The sequence below is a fragment of the Amycolatopsis sp. NPDC000009 genome, from assembly GCF_055563465.1.
This window is the reverse complement of the sequence record NZ_JBVHDI010000008.1, coordinates 107,914-124,134: the sequence shown is the minus strand read 5'-3', so window position 1 is coordinate 124,134 and position 16,221 is coordinate 107,914. Positions and strand designations below refer to the sequence as shown.

Sequence of the window (16,221 nt, the reverse complement as noted above, 5' to 3'; positions counted from 1 at the left end):
GAGGATCCGGCCCGCCCGGTCAACCGGGGATCACGGGTTGAAGAGGCGGTGCAGCCAGCCGAAGGTGCCTTCGAACGCGTCCCACGTCACTGAGCCGATCTTTTCGTAATGGCGCTCGAGCACCGTCTGCGGGACAGCGGACCAACCCTCCGGAAGGGAGCGTCCAGCGATCTTGATCGACCCGATGCCCGTGAAGACGGTGTTCACCATCGCCTTCCCGAGAGCCGTGTGGAACTCCGTGCTTTCCCAGCCGTAACGCATGCCGGACGCTCCGGCCGAGAGGAAACCGGAGGCGATGGACACGATCTTGGCGGCGGTGCCGACGGTGGCGAGCACGGCGGCGACCGGTGGTGCTCCCGCGAGAAGCAGCGCGCCGATACTGCACCCGGCGGAGAGCAGACCCGCCCAGTCGGAGAGGCGGTCGAAGAACTTCGCCGATTCCTCCAGCAGCCGATCAGGGTTGTTCTGCCACATCCCGATGATCGACGAGTCACCGTTCGCGTTGGGATCCTCGCTGTCGTCCTTCGCCGCTCTCTGCGCCGCGAGCGCGGCCTCGGCTTCGGCGGCCAGGACGACGATGTGCCGGGCGTGGCTCGCCGCCTCCGCCGCCTCCGTGGCGTCTTTGCCCGCCTGGATGGCGGACGCGCGGGCGCTGTTCGCGGAGGCCTGGGCCTGATAGGCGAAGCTGACCGCCCGGCCGGCACAGTCGAACGCGCGCAGCATCGAGGAGTTCGCCGAGCACCGGGCCTTGTTCGCGACGGCGGCCGCGGCCGCGGCCCGGTCGGCGGAGCGCCGGGCGTCCACGGCGGACTGCTCGGCGGCGGCTGCGTTGTTCGCGGCTTCGGTGGCGGAGCGCTGGGCGTCCGCCGCGTACCCGGCCGCCCGGTTGGCCCAGGTGACCGCTTCGGCGGCGGCCTTCCTGGCCTCAGCGGCGGCTTTGGACGCGAGAGCCGCGTTCGACAGCGCGTCCGACGCGATCCTCGCCGCGTGCGCGATGGCCGCCCGGATGGCGGCGACGTGCGTGGCCCAGTCGTGGTCGAGTCGAGTGGTGTCGAACTGGGTACCGGCGACGAAACCGCGGCGCATGTTCGTGGTGCCCGCCAGCGCGATCTTCGCCGCCGCCTTCGTGTACGGGCCGCCCTCGTTGAGCAGCCGGTACGCCTCGACCTGGTCGTCCTCGGCGGCCGCGTCGACGATGGAGACCTTGAGGAACCGGTGCAGCGCCGCGGCCGATCCGTCGTTCAGCGCCGCCTCCGCGGCGGTACGCACCGCGGCCCCGGGATTGTCGGCGAGAATGGCGAAGATTGTCCGCCTGTTGTCCTCGGCCGCGGCGTTGATCGCGCCGCTCGTGAGGAACTCCGTGACCGCCGCGGGATCGTCGGCGTTCAGCGCTTGGGCGGCGGCGGTGGCCACCGTCATCGTCGACACACCGGCCACGGCGGCGACGGATTCGGCGTCGTCCTGCCGCTGTGACAGCAGCCGGTCGGTGCCCAGCCAGGCCAGCACGTCCTCGTCACTCCCCGCGACGGCGAACTCCGCCGCCGACTTGGTCCAGCTTCTGGTGAGCCCGTTCGTGATCAGCTGGAGCGCGGCCTGCCGTCCCAGCGTGGCCGCCCGGCCGGTGTCGCCGGCGCGCATCGCGGTTTCGGCGTCGGCGATCAAGGTGCGGATCGCTTCGTCGGTCAGTGCGGCCTGAGTTTGCTGCCGGGCGATCCTGGCCCGTTCGTCCGCCTCGTCCCGCGCCTCCTGCTGGGCGAGTGCGACACCGAGCTCGGTCTCCTCGGCCAGCGACGCGGTCTCGGCGTCCCTGGCCGCCTGTTCGACCTCCCGGGCCTTGTCGACCGTGTCCATGGCCAGGTTGGCCGCGGTGACCGCGCGCTGGGCGGCCGCCGTGGACCTGTTGGCGTAGTCGATCGCCTGGCCGGCGTGATTGGCGGCCTCCTCGGCGGCGGCCGCCGCGGCATCCGCGTGGTCGGCCGCGCTGTTCGCGGCATCGCGTGCGGCGGCGGCCGCCGATGAGGCCTGGTTGGCGAACCCCCGTGCGGCGGTCGCGGCCCGGTTGGCGCGCGCCGCCGCGGCCGTGGCCTCGGCCGCTGCCTGACGGGCTTCCTGGGCCTCGGCCTGTGCCACCCCGGCGGCGGTCGCGGCATCGGCCGACGCGTTCGCCGCCGAAGCCGCGTCGGTCGCGGCGGCCGCGGCCGAGGTGCCTGCCGAGACCGCGCTCCAGCTGGCGATCCTTGCCTGCTCGGCGGCTTTCGCGGCGTTCCGCGCCTGCCCGGCGGCGTTGCGGGCGGTGACGGCGGCGTTGCGGGCGGCCGCCGCCGCGCTCGCGTTCTTGGACGCGGAAATGGCCGCGTTGTAGGCGCGAGCGGCGGCCTGGCCCGCCGCGGCGGTGGCGTGCGCGGCGGCCTGGGAGGCGTATGCGGCGCGGCGCGCGGCCTGCTGGGCGGCACGGGAGGCGCTGATCGCGGTGGCCGCACAGGAGGCCGCGTTCTTCGCCGCGCGGGCGGCGGCGTTGGCCGCCTTCGCCGAGCGGCGCACGTCGTTCTGCGCGGCGCGGGCTTCTTCGAGCGCGGCGAGCGCGGCCTGTTTCGCCTTGGCCGCGGCCTCCTTCGCGGCGTTGGACAGGGCGACGGCCTGATCGGTGCACCGCTGCGCGATGCGGCCTTCCCGTTCGACGATCCCGACCAGCTGCCCGATGGTGGCGGACTCCTCGTCGCGAGCGCGGGCGATGTACTGGCCGGTGCGCAGGAACCAGTCGATCGCCTCGGGGGTACCGGCGTCGATCGCCCGCTGGGCGTAGAGCTTCACCTGTGGTGACGCGGTGTTGAGCATGGTGAAGACGAGGACCCTGGCGTCCTCGTCGCGGGCCGGGTACTGACCGGTCTCGATGAACGCGGTGAACGCGGCAAGGGTGTTGGTGTTCAAGGCGTTGGTCGCGGCCCGCTGCACCGAGATCCCACCCGTGTTCTTGATGGTGAGTACCTCGACCCGCTTGTCCTCGGTGACGGCGGCGCTGAAGCCGTCCCGCAGGAAGGCCGACATCGCGGCGCTGCCACCGGACAGGGCGGTGCCGATCCCGGCGGTCGCCGCGCGGCCCGCGAACGGCAGCGCGGCGAAGAGCGCGAACCGATTGTCTTCGTCGATGGCGTGCTGGAGCCGGTTGTTCAGGAAATCCGTGATGTCCGCGTCGGAGCCGAGCAGTGCGTTCTTCCCCTCGCGGCGCACCGCCTTGCCGCCGATCTTGTACTGCCAAACGGCCCGTCCCCGGGCGGTGTCCGGCAGTCCGGTTTCCACCGGGTCGGCGACGGCGAGTGCCGGGCCTGCGCTGCCGAGTGCGAACCCGGCGGGCAGTGCGGTCAGCGCGGCGGCGCCACCGAACACGCGGAGCGCGGTGCGTCTGGACCATTCGTTCGAGGACATCACGGATTCCTTTCCAGAGCGGGGCTTGCTTCAGGGCGGGACAGGGATTTACCGAGGGGTGAGGCGAAGGTGCCGGGGTCCGACCCGCCACGGCACCTTCGCCCCGCCCTCGTCACCAGCCGAAGTTGCTCAGACCGGTGCCGTACTGGATCTGGTTGAACCCGGCCGTGTTGATCGTCTTGGTGTGGGTCAGCGTGATCGCGCCTGCCTGATCGACGGCGACCGCGGGCTCGACGTCGGGGCCGGAGTTGGCCACGGGGGTGGTGCGCACGACCGGCAGCCTGCCGGTGGTGGTGCCGTCCGCGTTGACGCCTCGCACGTACACGTCGCCGCCGTACCGCCACGTGACGACGGCGCGCCGCTGGCCGTCGATGCCGACCTGCGGTTCCGCCCCGTTCGGGCCGTAGTTGATGGGGCCCCCGGCACCCGCCGCGGTGTACGAGCGGACCCCGACCTGCCTGGTGCCCGCGTTGTCGTTCTGCCAGCCGACGACGAAGTTGCCCGCGAAATCGGCGGCGACGCTCGCGTCACGCTGATCCCCGGCGCCGCCGGGGGCGCGGTACCCCAGTGACTCCGAGCCGTCCGGGGCGAACCCTCGGATGCGGATGGCGAACACGCCGCCGCCGGTGTCCATTTCCCAGACCACGACCGCGTTCCCGTTCGCGCCCATCGCCACGTCGGGGTCCTGGCTGGGACCCGCGCCGGGGCTGATGATCTGTTCCCACTTCTTCAGCGTGATGGCGGAATAGAACGCCAGGCGCACCTGCTTCGGGGCACCGTTCCAGGTTTCGAAGGCGATGGCGAAGCCCGTGCCGTTCGGGTCGGCGGCGATCCGGGGGTTCTGCTGCTGCCCGGCCGCGTTCGCGTTGACCACGGTCGAGCCGGTCTCGCGCGCGGTGGCGTCGAACGTCTTGACCCTGATGTCGTAATACCCGTTGCCGTCGTGGTCGTCCGCGTAGGTGACGATGGTCGTGCCGTCGTCGCGGACCGCGACGTCCGGCTGGATGTGCTTCCAGTTCGCCGCTCCGGTCCCGGTGACCGCGCGGGTGAACTTGGGCTGCCCGTTCTGATACAGCCGCAGGTAGACGTTGGTGCCGACGGTGTCGGCGGGATTGGTGCCCAGCCGGTCGTCCTCCCACACCACCGCGGTCATGGCGCCGCTGTGCGAGGTCGCGACCGCCGAATCGGTCTGGTTGTCGCCGGCGACCGTGGCCGCGTCGGTCCAGCGGGCGGTCTGTGCGACGCTCGCGATCCACGGCCGCACGTCGTCGACGCGGGTGTCGACGGCCCCGGTCCGGGTCTCGGTCGACGGCGTGCCGAAGCAGCCGCCTTGCCACGAGCGGCTGTTCACCGCGACCACCTCGACGCCGGAGCGGGTGGTGCGGAGCGCGGGACCGCCGGTGTCACCGGCGCAGACGGCGGCGCCGTTCTGCCCGGTGAGCGCGAGGTCCCCGCCGGTGACCGCGTCGACCGTGAAGGTGCCCACGTGCTGGTGCAGCGGCGCCCACTCGGTCGCGGTGCGGCCGTAGGCGGGAAGCGTCAGCCGTTCGCCGGCCGTCGGCGCGGTCGCGCCGACCGCGACCGGGGCGACGCCCGGGACGGAAACGTCGAGCTGGGCCATCATCAGGTCCCGCGACTCGTGCGGCACCAGCCGGAGCACGTTCCGCACCACGCCGGCGGTGGTCGTGAGATCGGGGCGGCCGACGGTCGCGGTGACGGGCTGGGGAGGTGCGCCCGACGGCGGGAGGCCCGTACCGGGGGCGGCCGCGAAGCAGCTCGAGGCGGTGAGCACCCAGCCGGGCGCGACCAGCGCGCCACTGCAGGCGCGGGCGCCGTTGCCGATGTCCAGCCGCACGACGAACGCGTGGTCGGCGTTGCCTCCGACGACGGCCGCCGCCGGTGCGGCCGTCACCGCGGTGGCGGCCAGGGCCAGGGCGGTCACCAGGGCCGGCCTTCTGAGGGGTCTTTTCATGACTGAGTTCCTCGCACGGTGCTGGAAGCGGTGGGCGGTCAACGGGAGACCTTGATTTCCAGGAGCATGTACTCGCCGCCGGTGCCGGTGGGGTCGGTCTCGCCGACGCCCGCGTAGCTGTTCGGCGGCACCTTGTACGTCTTCTTCGTCGCCCCGTCGTCGGGGGTCAGCACGACGTCGGTGGTGAAGTTCCCGGAGTCCACGCCGTAGACGGACGGCATCTCGACGGTCAGGTGCCCGGTCTTCCCCGAGACGCGGAAGCACACGTAGCCGGAGCCGGGCTGGCCACGCTCGGCGATCCGCAGCAGATCCGGATCCGTCGTGTCGGCCGGGCAGGTGGCGAGCAGCACGACGTGGCCGTCGCCGCGTTTGAGCAGAATCCCGCGCTCCGCCTGGATCTGCGCGGCCTGCGGGTAGTTGAAGTCCTCGATCGCGAGCGGTGGCAGGGTGTCGGCCTGCGGTGTGACGTCGGCACCGGCGGGTACGCCGATGGCGAAGGCGGCGAGAGCGGCGAGAGTGGCGGCCAGTGCCGCTCTCCACGGATGCTTCATACGGGTCTCCTCTTGCGGTGGTTTCCCGGCGCTGACGTGCCGGAGGTCGGTCGATACGAGGCCGCTGCCCGTTCGAAGTCGGCGCGCGCCTGGCCGGACAGGCCGAGCCCGGCCGCGATGAGCCGGACCGTGTCGCGGCGGGGCCTGCCGACCCGGCCGTGTTCGAGGTCCCTGATCGCCCGGACGCTGACGGTGGAACGGGCGGCGAGAAGCCGCTGGGTCGTGCCGAGGCTCTGCCGGTGCCTCCGCAGCAAGTCGCCGAAGTGGGCCGGACACCGCTGAGCACCGGCCGGCTGCCCATCCGCCGGGACGAGCGCCTCCAGCGCCGGGGCGGCATCGGCCACCTGCATGAGGTATCCAGGAGATCTGGTGACGATGGACGACGGCAGCCCGAGCCCGCCGAGGTGCGCCCTCAGCGCCGACACGCAGAGCCGCACCTGGGTGCGCGCGGTGGGGGGCGGTTCGGTGTCCCAGACGGCGTCGATCAATCGGTCGATGCCGACCACCCGGTTCGCGTTGAGCAGCAGCACGTCCAGCACGATCGCTTGCCTGCCGGGCAGGATGATGTGAGCACCTCGAGTCACTGGCGTCCTCCGGTTCGCTCAGCGACTCACGTCACCGATGCCGCATCATGGTCGGAAAGCGACAGGGGAGGGACAACCGGAAACTTCACCGAAAAAGTGCCGGTTCGGCGCTATCCGCAGCAGATGTTGTAGCCGTGGTTCCGCCAGAACATCGACGGGCCCGGGTTGTCGAGCACCGGGTCGCCGGTGCTGTCCGAGGCGCTCTCGTGCCTGCCCGGCCGGTACTCGACATGGGTGTGCGTGGCGGTGGCGCCGCGATACTCCTCGGTGCCGATCTGCCGGCCGCGGTTCACGAACTCACCGGCCGCGAGCCCGTTCGACGGGTTGAGATGCAGGTAGATGATGGTGAAATCCTGATCACGATTGTAGATCGCCAACGTGGACAGGCCGCCGCTGCCGTTGCTGCCCTCGGTCTTCCTGATCACGTGGCCCTGGGTCATCGAGTACACGGGAACGCCGAAGCCGCGCGCGAAATCGATCCCCTCGTGCCTGCCCGACGTGCTCACGTAGCCGTCGAAATAGGAGGTGATGCGGCCGGAGTCACTGTGGTACAGCCCGGTTTCCAGCCAGCCGTTCCCCACCAGGCCGAGCAGGTGCCCGACGTTTTCGTTGTACGTCGAGCTCAAGTTTCCTTTGGCGCCGTGCGGGAACGAGTCGATCGGCCCGGTCCAGCCGCTCTTGAAGAACACGGTGACGACCGCGTCCCGCCGGTTCCACACCGAGGCCGCGTTGTCCTTCACGCACAGGCCCCTCCCCGCACCCGCGCCGAGGAAGTGATAGCAGTCGGAACCCGTGCCGTAGTTGCCGACCGAAGCGTCGAAATCGCTGACCGACCCCTGCTGATTGCTGTTGTAGTACAAGCAGAACTCGCCGTCCTCGCAGACGCCGTTCCGTGCCGTCGCGGCCTGCGCCGACGGGGTGACCAGGAGAGTACTGCTCAACGTCAGTGCCACGCCGAGCAGTGCGACCATCAATCTTCTCAACGACGTTCCCTTTCTCCTTGACCGCGGCGGATCAACCAGTGCGCGACGCTACGGAGGCGAGAGAAGCCGAGGGAAGTCATAAAGGGCAAACTGCCGCTCGTTCGGCAGCGGGACCGACCGGTGTGCCGAACCTGGAGCACAGTGTCCACAAGGGACGGATCATGCCCGGTTCGAGTGCTTCGGGGGGGATCGTTCTAGTGAGCCGAACGTGGCGCGTTCTCGTGCGGGTCGTGAGTGGCGTTTCGGGTTGGAGCCAGCCGCCTACTGCCGTGCTCCGATGGACGACACACGTGATGGGAGGGACGACACGCGTGTCCAGATGGACGACACGTGTGCGGGATCCGTGTCGTCCCTCCAGTCACGGGTGTCGTCCACCTGGTCACGCGAGACCACGGTCCGGCCCCGTTGGTCATGAGTGGTGAAGACGATGGGAATAAACCGTCTTGCGGTCTTTTGCGGAGATCGGCGTGCGTCACGAAGACCCTGTCTCGGCGGTCGGCGGGAACAACCGGTGAGGCAGGGCCGTCCCACGCGAAGAAGATCACCGTCTTGAACCCGACGAATCCTCCGGGCCAATCGTTGTCGCACACTTCGTGGTTCTGGCCGGGCCGTGGCCCGGCTTAGCCCGATCGTGGCACTGACCGCGAGAACGTCCGGCCGCGCATGCCTTTTACGGCCGAGGAGGCCCCGGGACACTCAGCGTCTCGAATCATCGCCGATCATCCCTGACTTCATTGCCCGCGCCACTCGTTCATGTGAACCGTCCGCGCTCGAAGATCACGCGAAGAATGCTTGAAGCCGCCATCCGTATGACCTGGCGGGACGGACCGCAACCTGCGCGCGTGAAGTTCCGGCGAGACCCCGATTTCACCAAGAGTGACTGTTAGCGTGCGGAATGAAGTCATGATCTTGAATGTGGAGGAGGCATACGATGAACCGTCTTGTCATCGCCGCGTTGAGCGCGGTGTCCGCCGGCGCCCTGCTGATGGTCGCGAGCCCACCTGCCCAGGCCGCGGCGGGGGAAGTGGTCGTCTTCTCGACCGAGTTCCAGCGTCTGGACACCTACCGGAATCCCGAGGGCTGCCACAAACTCCCCATCGCCGCCCATGTCCTGGCCAACCTGACCTCGGCCGAGGTCGTCGTCTACGGCGACCCGCTCTGTTTGTCGCCCGGCATGCGCGTCCAAGCGGGGTACGGCTCCCACGTCCCGCCGGGCACCGGGTCGTTCTCGGTCAGCTGACCGCTTCGTGTGACATCGAGACTGAGGGGGTCCCGTGTCTGTCGATCTTGTGGTGGTCGGTGTCGGCTACGTCGGACTGCCGCTGGCCGAAGCCGCCTGCGAGGCGGGGTTGTCGGTCGTCGGGTACGACACCTCGCCGAGGGTCGCGGCCGCCGTGGCCGCGGGGCGTTCGCATGTGCCCGACGTGACCACGAGCCGCTTGCGGGCCATGCGGGCGAGCGGGTTCACCGTGACCACCGATCCCGGGGTGCTCGGCACCGCGGAAACGATCGTGCTCTGTGTGCCGACCGGCCTGGACCCGGCGGGTGGGCCGGATCTCGCCGCGGTGCGTGAGGCGGCCGAGACGGTGGCCGATCAGCTGCGGCCGGGGACGCTGGTGGTGCTCGAGTCGACGAGTTTTCCCGGCACCACCGACGAAATCGTCCGCCCGATCCTGGAGAAGCACGGCCTGACCGCGGGGGAGGACTTCGCGCTCGCCTATTCGCCCGAGCGGGTCGACCCGGGGAATCGCCGCTTCGGCATCCGGAACACGCCGAAGGTGATCAGCGGGCACACCCCGTTGTGCGCCAAATACTGCGCGGCGTTCTACGGGCGCTTCGTCGACACGGTCGTGGTGGCGCGCGGCACCAGGGAAGCCGAGATGGCCAAGCTGCTGGAGAACACCTATCGCTACGTGAACATCGCCCTGGTCAACGAGATCTCCATCTTCTGCGACCGGATCGGTGTCGACGTGTGGGACGTGGTGCACTGCGCCGCGACCAAACCGTTCGGTTTCATGTCTTTCGTGCCGGGGCCGGGTGTCGGCGGACACTGCATCCCGGTCGACCCGAAATACCTGCTGGACAAGGCCGAGCGCGAAGGAACCTTGCTCGGTGTCGTGCACGCCGCCCGTATCGTGGACGACCGGATGCCCGAGCACGTGGTCGACCGGGTGACGCGCCTGCTCGCGGAGCAGGGGAAACCTTTGCGTGAAGCGAAAGTCCTGCTGCTGGGTGTCGCGTACAAGGCCGATGTGCCGGACACCCGCGAGTCCGTCGCCATCCGGATCGCCGTCCGGTTGCGCGCGCTCGGCGCGGACCTGTCCTACCACGACCCGGTGGCCGCGGCCGTACCCGAACTGGGGCCACCGGCCGCCGACCTCGACGAGGTGCTCCAAGCCGCGGACGTCACCGTCCTGCTGGTGGCGCACCGCGCCTACGACCTCGGCCGGCTGACCTCGACGGCCCGGCTGCTGTTCGACGTGACGGGACAGGCTCCCGGAGAGGAGGTCGTCCGGCTTTGACCGTGTCCGGCGGGTCGAGAGCCGGCGGGCACGCGCGTACCGCAGATTCTTCCGAATACACGCGAAAAGGAGTGTGCACGAATGACCACGGCGGTCAAGAACGACAGGCTCAAGAAGCGTTTCGAGAAGTGGGACGTCAACGGCAACGGCAAGATCGAGAAGTCCGATCTCGAGGCCGAAGCGGTCCGGATCATCAACGCGTTCGGCGAAGAGCCGACCTCGCCCCAAGCGCGCGCGGTGAAGGACTCTTTCGTGGCGATGTACGAGTACCTGGCGGGTAAGGCGGGCGCCGGCCCGAACGGTGCGCTGAGCGAGAAGCAGTTCACCGAGGTGATCGAGGCGCAGATCTTCTCCGAGGGCGACTCGGGATTCGACCGCGTGGTCCGCCCGACCATCGCCGCGATCGTCGGCCTGTGCGACACCGACGGCGACGGCGAGGTCAACCAGCAGGAGTTCGCCAAGTGGCTGGCGGCCATCGGGGTCGAGTCCTCGGCCGTGGCCCCCGCGTTCCGGGCGATCGACGTGAACGGCAACGGCAAGCTGACCGTCGACGAACTCGTGCACGCGGTACGCGACTACCACCTCGGCAAATCGGACGTGCCCCTGCTCGGCAAGTAGCGGCGACGTGGTGAGTGTTCCCGAATCCGGGAACACTCACCACCGGCCGCGGAAACGCACCTCCAGTTCCGGTTTCAAGTCGAGCTCTTCGCCGGTGACGGGCAACGCGGTGTGAATGAGGATGTTGTAGTGATTGGGAAAATGGCATCCGTCGAAGCCGAGCACGGTGCCGACGAGTTCGCCGCCGATCCACACCTCGTCGCCTCGGTCGATCACCCCGGCCCGCTCGATTTCGGCGAAGCCGAGGAAACCGACCCGGTCGATCGGCGCTCCGGGCACCGTGTCCTCGTGGCCGGTCGTGACGAGTTCGTGGATCTCGCCGGCGCGGACGCATCGGCTGGCGAAGGGCTCCAGGCTCATTCCCCGGTCGTCACGGTGATGTACGAGCACCTTCACCACCGTGCCGGTGATCTCCCGTTTCGGCCCGTCCTCGCGCATCGCGCTCCTTCCGGTAGCACTCGTCCACTATGGACAGAGTGGTGAGACCGCTGTCGCGCCAGGTCCCGCCCTTGCGCACGGCTTCCTCGAATTCCCGCAGCACCCCGTCGTACTCGTGCCAGAGCGATTCCTTGAACGCCGGGAACCCGGCGAGCATGTCGGCGCGCAGGACGGTGCCGTCGGTCAGGGTCGCCTCGATGTCCTTGACCTCGCCGGGAAACGACCAGTCGAGTTCCACGACGGCGTTCTCGAGCACGAGGGTCGCCTGCCTGTCGACGCCACGTGCGTCCCGCGTGATCCGCACGCTCCGCAGCGCCACCGGGCCGAGGAAAAGCTGGACGAGGTCGAGCGCGTTCGGCCCGTTGTCCGCCACGCAGCCGCCACCGCAGCGCGCGGTGTCGAGGTACCAGCGATCACCGCCGACGTGTTCTTCGATCCGCTCCAGATAGCGCACCGTCAGCGAAGCGATCGGCGCCCGGCCCGCGAGGGCCTCGTGCAGTGCCCGCACGTTGTGGTTGTACCTGCGGTGGAACGCGGTGAACAGGGCGACGTCCCGCCTCGCCGCTCTCGCCACGAGATCCTCGCCGTCGGTGAGGCCGGTGGCGAGCGGCTTCTCCACGCACACCGGCAGGCCGGCGTCCAGCACATCCCGGCACACGGTCGCGTGGACGTCGTTGGGCGCGGTCACGATCACCGCGTCGAGCCCTCCGGCGGCGAGCATCTCCCGGTGATCCCGGTAGCCGGGTACGCCGGTTCCCGCGAGCGCCGCCGGGTCGAGGTCGCACACCGCGGCGAGCCCGAAGGCCCGGGACCGTTCAATCGCGGCGAGGTAGAAGCGCGAGATGACACCGAGCCCCACGACACCGACCCGGATCATCCCGCCGCCCTTTCCCGCGCCGCGTGCAGTTCTTCGTAGACCTCGTCGGGCACCGGCACGCCGTGCTCGCGGAACCGGGCCGCGCGTTCACCCTCGTGCCAGCCGGGATAGACGACCGGGACGGCGGGGTCGCGGGCGGGCCAGTCACGCACGGCGGTGAAGAGCGCGGTCGCGTCGGCGGCGAATCCGCCGCGCAGGAGTTCCGGCGCGATCGCCAGCGTAAGCACGCCGATGTCGTCGTCGCGGTTCCCGTCGGCGGACAGCGCCCCGAGCATGGCGCCGGGTACCAGCGCGCCGAGCACCTCGACGAGCAGGCCCAGCCCGAATCCCTTGTAGGCGCCCGTTTCGGGGTCGCCGCCCAGCCACAGCAGGTGGGCGTCCCCTCGGTCGAACGCGGCGGCGTCGGTCACCGGTGCGCCGTCGTCGGTGGCGAGCCACCCCGGCGGGATGGCCCGGCCCTCCCTGGCCGCGGCCCGCACCCGCCCGGTCGGTACGACGGTGGTGCTCATGTCGAGGACGAACGGATGCGCGTCACCGGCGGGGCAGGCCAGCGCGAGCGGGTTCGTGCCGAGCATCGTCGCGGCGCCGCCCGGAGGCGGGGCGATGCGCTGCCCGCCACAGTTCGACGCGACGAGGCCGATCATGCCGTGGCCGACGGCGCGCGCGGCGTGGTGGCCGGCACAGCCGATATGCGTGGCGCCCCGCAGCGACACCATCCCGATGCCGTGCCGCGAAGCCCTGGCGCACGCCAGTTCCATGGCCTGCGACGCCGACCACAACCCCAGCGTGCGGCGGGCGTCGGCGAGGACGCAGGCGCCGAGATCGGTCTGGATCACCATGTCCGCCGCCGGATCCGCGCGTCCCTCTTCGAGCAGTGGCAGGTACAGCCGGGTCAGGTTGACCAGCCCGTGCGACGTCACCCCGGTCAGGTCACCGTGGCACAGGGCGGTGGCGGCGATCGCCGCCCGGTCCCGGGGAACGCCACGGTCCACGAAGATCCCGGTGACCAGGGACAGCAGCTCGGGGTAGGGCATCAGCACGGTCATGCTCCTCCGTTCCGGCTGAATCGCACGACGATTTCGCGGACGAGGTCACTGAACCTGTCGAGTTCTGTGACGTCGGCGAACTCGCCGGCGGAATGCGCGTTGTTGCCGCCAAGGGAACCGGGGCCGAGGACGGCCGTCCGGGTGCCGGGGACGTCGGCGAGCCACAGGGCGTCGCAGGTGAAGCCGGGCTCGTCGTCGGGCCAGCGGGGAACCAGCCCGTCCAGCAGCGGGATGTCCCGCGCCGTCAGGGCGGGCAGATCGCGTTTGAGCCACCGGACGTCGGTGATCGCCGCGGCGTCGGCCGCGGTACGGGCGAAGGCGGGGGTCTCGCTGAACCGGGTGACGAACGCGGCGATGCCCGACCGCAGGCCGTCCTCCAGCGCCGACGTCATCTTCGCCGCCGCTTCCCGGCTGTCGTAAGGAATGTTGAGCAGAAGCTCTCCGGTGCCGTACACCCTGTTGTGCAGGTGGCCGGTGTGCAGCCCCGCCACGCAGACCCGGCCGTGGTCCGCCAGGTCGAGCGCCAGGTGCTGGGCCAGGAAACCGAGGAGGACGGAGGCGTTGTGTCCCCGGTGCGGCTCGTCGTCGATCGCGTCGTTTCCGCGCACTCGCACGCACGCGGTCATCGACGCCGAGCAGCGGGGCAGGTAGCGCAGGCCGGTCGGCTCGCAGAAGATGTTGAGCTCGCCGTGGAAGCCTGCCTCGACGAGCGGGCGCGTGCCGAACGTGCCCATCGCACCGCCTTCCTCGCCGGAGACCGCCTGGATGAGCACGCCGGCGTCCCGGCCGACCGCCGGATCCGCCGCGACGGCGGCCCGGACCCCGGCCAGCAGCGCCACCGCGGGCCCCTTGGCGTCGATCGCGCCCCGGCCGGTGAACCTGGCCCCGTCGAAACCCGCCGGTTCGAACGGTGCCACGGTGTCGAGATGGACGTTGAACATCATGGCGGGCGTGGCCGGGCCGAGCCGGAGCACCAGGCTCGGCTGGCAGGCGAGGAAGTCCGGCCCGGCTTCGCGGACCGCGACCGGGACACCGGGCCGGTCCAGCACCGCGGGTTCCGGCGTGCCGAGGTACAGCGTCTCGAAACCGATCCCGGTCGCCGCGCCGGCGTAGGCCCGCATCGCGTCCCAGAGGTGGACCTCACCGGTCGTTTCGAGCGGGCCGGCGGTCGGCAGGGTGAGCAGCCGCAGCAGCAGATCCCGATCCTCGCGGATCACCGGAACAGCCCGGCCATCGCCCGGCCCGCGGCGACGAACGTGGCCGCCGCGTCGCCGGCGAGCACACCCGGCTCATGGGGTTTGAGCGAGAGATGCGGCTCCAGCGACCATACGCCGCTGTATCCGTTGGCCTGCAACAACTTCACGCAGTCCGCGACGCGTGCCTCACCCTTACCCGGGAGGGTGAAGCCGTGCTCGTCCGCGTCCTTGACGTGCACGTGCTCGACATGATCGGCGATGTCGGCCAGCAGGTCGAATCCGTCGTAACCGTGGGCCACTCCGTTCCCGGTGTCGAACAGCAGCTTCAGCGCCGGGCTCGCGACCTCGTCCAGCAGTTCGAGCATCCGCTCGGCACTCGTACCCGCCCAGCCCGAGCAGTTCTCGTGCAGCAGCGTCACGCCGTGCCGTTCGGCGTGCTCGGCGAGCACGGTGATCCTCGCGATGGCCCGGCGGCGCCAACCGTCCTCGCGCAGGCCGTCGCCGGGATACGACATGATCCGGAGATAGCGCGCGCCGATCGACCGCGCTCGCCTGGCGAGGACGTCCAGTTCCGCCAGGTCGTGCCGGAAATCGGTGGTGATCGGCCTGCCCCAGCCGCCGATCCGGGACGCCAGGCAGACCACGCCGACCGCCCTGTCCGCCAGCGTCGTCGCGATCTTGTCGAACCGCTCGTCGGTGAGGTCGGCGACGGGGATCCGGTCGACCGTGCGCAGCTCGATCATCCGCCATCCCAGTGCGTCGAGCGCCGCGAGCTGACCGCCGAGGTCGTCGGCCGCCTCGTCGGTGATACCGGCGAACACCGGGTCAGTCGGCATGGGCCGGCACCGCGTCCGGTTCGGGGCGGGAGACCGGTTCCGCGCAGATGTTCTTGGCCACCGACAGCAGTTGCACCACCTCGGTGGCGAAGGTGAAGCCCTGCGTCTGCTCCCCGTCCACCTGGAACTTCCGGTAGGCCTGGAACATCCACTCGGTCATGGCGTCGTCGCGCAGCACGACGTGCTCGGACCGGCCGTTGGACCGCAGGGTCAGCTGCGAATGGTGGTCGTCACCGCTCACCGCGAAATGCCCGACAGCGGTGCCCGTTTCGAAGTCGACGGTGACTCGCCGCTCCCGCACCGGCGAGGTCAGATCCGAACGGATCTCCGTGTGGATTCCCGAATTGTGCCGGAGGCCGACGCTGGCGCCGCCCATCCGGGGGCCGACGTTCCCCTCGACCTCGAGATCGGTCCCGGACGCGTGGGTGACCCGCGCGGCGCCCGCGAGCCGCAGCGCGAGCGCGACTCCGTGCGGCAGCTCGACGTCGAAGGCGGTCGGATGTCCCGGCGTCACGAGCGACCGGCGGAACCGCGGTTTGTTCTGCACGATGTCGATGGACTTGGGGGCGCCGAAGCGCCCGCTCCGGATCAGCTCGACCAACCGCGCGGTGAGCGTGCTGGCGAGCCAGGGCTCGACGACCTCGACGTGCAGTTTGTACTTGCGGCGCAGGCGGATGATCCGGGCGAGATCGTCGATGTCGGCGGCGAGCGGCTTCTCCACGATCACCTTGCGGAAGCCCAGCGTGGCCAGCTCGGAGAGCACGGCGAGGCGTTCGGTCGGCGGGGTGCAGACATGCGCGACGGTGACGGCGGGGTCGAGTCCGGCGGCCGCGGCCTCGATGGTCGGAACGACCTCGAGACCCGCCCGCGCGGCGACGTTCGGCCGCGGTTCGCACGCGGTGACTGGAGCGTCGTCGAAGAGCAGCGGGGTCCGGGTACGGAGTTTGGCCAAGACCGGCAGATGCAGACCCGCGCCCGCCCGGCCGAGTCCCACAATGAGTGAACGCACTGGTGAGCCTGCTCCTCAGAGTTTCCCATTCGGAATCCACCGCAAAACTGACATCCGCCATGATCAACTGTCAATACTTTCCCCTGGGGTTGACCAGGAAGTGCGAACCTCCCGAGAGCCCGGTTTTCCTGACCTACGCTCGGGAACGGGTCTCAACGCCACCGGA

14 protein-coding genes are annotated in these 16,221 nt (G+C 70.2%); 3 read left to right on the top strand and 11 right to left on the bottom strand.

Annotated elements, in window-relative coordinates:
- Nucleotides 1–30: 30 nt before the first annotated feature.
- The 5 genes from ACZ3HL_RS22595 to ACZ3HL_RS22575 form a co-directional block, all read right to left on the bottom strand.
- Entirely contained in the window at nucleotides 31–3,423 is a 3,393-nt protein-coding gene (locus ACZ3HL_RS22595; protein WP_465533381.1) for an ALF repeat-containing protein, read from the bottom strand.
- Between the two features lie 112 nt (nucleotides 3,424–3,535).
- Nucleotides 3,536–5,395, bottom strand: a complete 1,860-nt coding sequence (locus ACZ3HL_RS22590; protein ID WP_465533379.1) for a trypsin-like serine protease — start codon at nucleotides 5,393–5,395, stop codon at nucleotides 3,536–3,538.
- 38 nt (nucleotides 5,396–5,433) lie between these two features.
- Complete coding sequence (locus ACZ3HL_RS22585) at nucleotides 5,434–5,946, bottom strand: hypothetical protein (RefSeq protein ID WP_465533377.1); 513 nt, start codon at nucleotides 5,944–5,946, stop codon at nucleotides 5,434–5,436.
- Nucleotides 5,943–6,530, bottom strand: coding sequence for a helix-turn-helix domain-containing protein (locus ACZ3HL_RS22580; protein WP_465533375.1), 588 nt, complete (start codon nucleotides 6,528–6,530; stop codon nucleotides 5,943–5,945). Before ACZ3HL_RS22580 ends, ACZ3HL_RS22585 begins: the two co-directional genes overlap by 4 nt.
- Nucleotides 6,531–6,640: 110 nt before the next feature.
- Nucleotides 6,641–7,513, bottom strand: coding sequence for a peptidoglycan DD-metalloendopeptidase family protein (locus tag ACZ3HL_RS22575; protein WP_465533373.1), 873 nt, complete (start codon nucleotides 7,511–7,513; stop codon nucleotides 6,641–6,643).
- A gap of 931 nt (nucleotides 7,514–8,444) precedes the next feature.
- On the opposite strand from ACZ3HL_RS22575, the gene ACZ3HL_RS22570 reads away from it, so the two are divergent.
- The 3 genes from ACZ3HL_RS22570 to ACZ3HL_RS22560 all read left to right on the top strand — a co-directional run bounded on the left by ACZ3HL_RS22570 (nucleotide 8,445) and on the right by ACZ3HL_RS22560 (nucleotide 10,653).
- Nucleotides 8,445–8,753, top strand: coding sequence for a hypothetical protein (locus ACZ3HL_RS22570; RefSeq protein ID WP_465533371.1), 309 nt, complete (start codon nucleotides 8,445–8,447; stop codon nucleotides 8,751–8,753).
- Between the two features lie 34 nt (nucleotides 8,754–8,787).
- Nucleotides 8,788–10,035 (top strand): nucleotide sugar dehydrogenase, encoded by a 1,248-nt coding sequence (locus ACZ3HL_RS22565; RefSeq protein ID WP_465533369.1) that lies wholly within the window; start codon nucleotides 8,788–8,790, stop codon nucleotides 10,033–10,035.
- A gap of 81 nt (nucleotides 10,036–10,116) precedes the next feature.
- On the top strand, nucleotides 10,117–10,653 hold the full coding sequence (locus ACZ3HL_RS22560; RefSeq protein ID WP_465412688.1) for an EF-hand domain-containing protein: 537 nt from the start codon (nucleotides 10,117–10,119) through the stop codon (nucleotides 10,651–10,653).
- A 36-nt stretch (nucleotides 10,654–10,689) separates the two neighbouring features.
- On the opposite strand, the gene ACZ3HL_RS22555 is transcribed toward ACZ3HL_RS22560, so the two are convergent.
- From ACZ3HL_RS22555 to ACZ3HL_RS22530, 6 genes are read right to left on the bottom strand one after another with little or no spacing between them, the layout of a single operon-like run.
- Entirely contained in the window at nucleotides 10,690–11,091 is a 402-nt protein-coding gene (locus ACZ3HL_RS22555; protein ID WP_465533367.1) for a DUF6917 domain-containing protein, read from the bottom strand.
- Nucleotides 11,024–11,968, bottom strand: a complete 945-nt coding sequence (locus ACZ3HL_RS22550) for a Gfo/Idh/MocA family protein (RefSeq protein WP_465533365.1) — start codon at nucleotides 11,966–11,968, stop codon at nucleotides 11,024–11,026. Before ACZ3HL_RS22550 ends, ACZ3HL_RS22555 begins: the two co-directional genes overlap by 68 nt.
- On the bottom strand, nucleotides 11,965–13,014 hold the full coding sequence (locus ACZ3HL_RS22545) for an Ldh family oxidoreductase (protein ID WP_465533363.1): 1,050 nt from the start codon (nucleotides 13,012–13,014) through the stop codon (nucleotides 11,965–11,967). Before ACZ3HL_RS22545 ends, ACZ3HL_RS22550 begins: the two co-directional genes overlap by 4 nt.
- Nucleotides 13,011–14,231, bottom strand: coding sequence for a M20/M25/M40 family metallo-hydrolase (locus ACZ3HL_RS22540; RefSeq protein WP_465533361.1), 1,221 nt, complete (start codon nucleotides 14,229–14,231; stop codon nucleotides 13,011–13,013). The genes ACZ3HL_RS22545 and ACZ3HL_RS22540 overlap by 4 nt, the downstream gene beginning before the upstream one ends.
- Nucleotides 14,228–15,046: a sugar phosphate isomerase/epimerase family protein gene (locus ACZ3HL_RS22535; RefSeq protein WP_465533359.1), complete on the bottom strand. Its 819-nt coding sequence runs from the start codon at nucleotides 15,044–15,046 to the stop codon at nucleotides 14,228–14,230. Before ACZ3HL_RS22535 ends, ACZ3HL_RS22540 begins: the two co-directional genes overlap by 4 nt.
- A complete protein-coding gene (locus tag ACZ3HL_RS22530; protein WP_465412694.1) occupies nucleotides 15,036–16,055 on the bottom strand; it encodes a Gfo/Idh/MocA family protein in 1,020 nt (339 codons plus the stop codon). The genes ACZ3HL_RS22535 and ACZ3HL_RS22530 overlap by 11 nt, the downstream gene beginning before the upstream one ends.
- Nucleotides 16,056–16,221: the final 166 nt, after the last annotated feature.

Excerpts from the sequence above, each read along its gene's own strand:
- ACZ3HL_RS22595 (WP_465533381.1), bottom strand. The coding sequence starts at position 3,423 with ATGTCCTCGAACGAATGGTCCAGACGCACCGCGCTCCGCGTGTTCGGT.
- ACZ3HL_RS22590 (WP_465533379.1), bottom strand. The coding sequence starts at position 5,395 with ATGAAAAGACCCCTCAGAAGGCCGGCCCTGGTGACCGCCCTGGCCCTG.
- ACZ3HL_RS22585 (WP_465533377.1), bottom strand. The coding sequence starts at position 5,946 with ATGAAGCATCCGTGGAGAGCGGCACTGGCCGCCACTCTCGCCGCTCTC.
- ACZ3HL_RS22570 (WP_465533371.1), top strand. The coding sequence starts at position 8,445 with ATGAACCGTCTTGTCATCGCCGCGTTGAGCGCGGTGTCCGCCGGCGCC.
- ACZ3HL_RS22560 (WP_465412688.1), top strand. The coding sequence starts at position 10,117 with ATGACCACGGCGGTCAAGAACGACAGGCTCAAGAAGCGTTTCGAGAAG.
- ACZ3HL_RS22555 (WP_465533367.1), bottom strand. The coding sequence starts at position 11,091 with ATGCGCGAGGACGGGCCGAAACGGGAGATCACCGGCACGGTGGTGAAG.
- ACZ3HL_RS22550 (WP_465533365.1), bottom strand. The coding sequence starts at position 11,968 with ATGATCCGGGTCGGTGTCGTGGGGCTCGGTGTCATCTCGCGCTTCTAC.
- ACZ3HL_RS22545 (WP_465533363.1), bottom strand. The coding sequence starts at position 13,014 with ATGACCGTGCTGATGCCCTACCCCGAGCTGCTGTCCCTGGTCACCGGG.
- ACZ3HL_RS22535 (WP_465533359.1), bottom strand. The coding sequence starts at position 15,046 with ATGCCGACTGACCCGGTGTTCGCCGGTATCACCGACGAGGCGGCCGAC.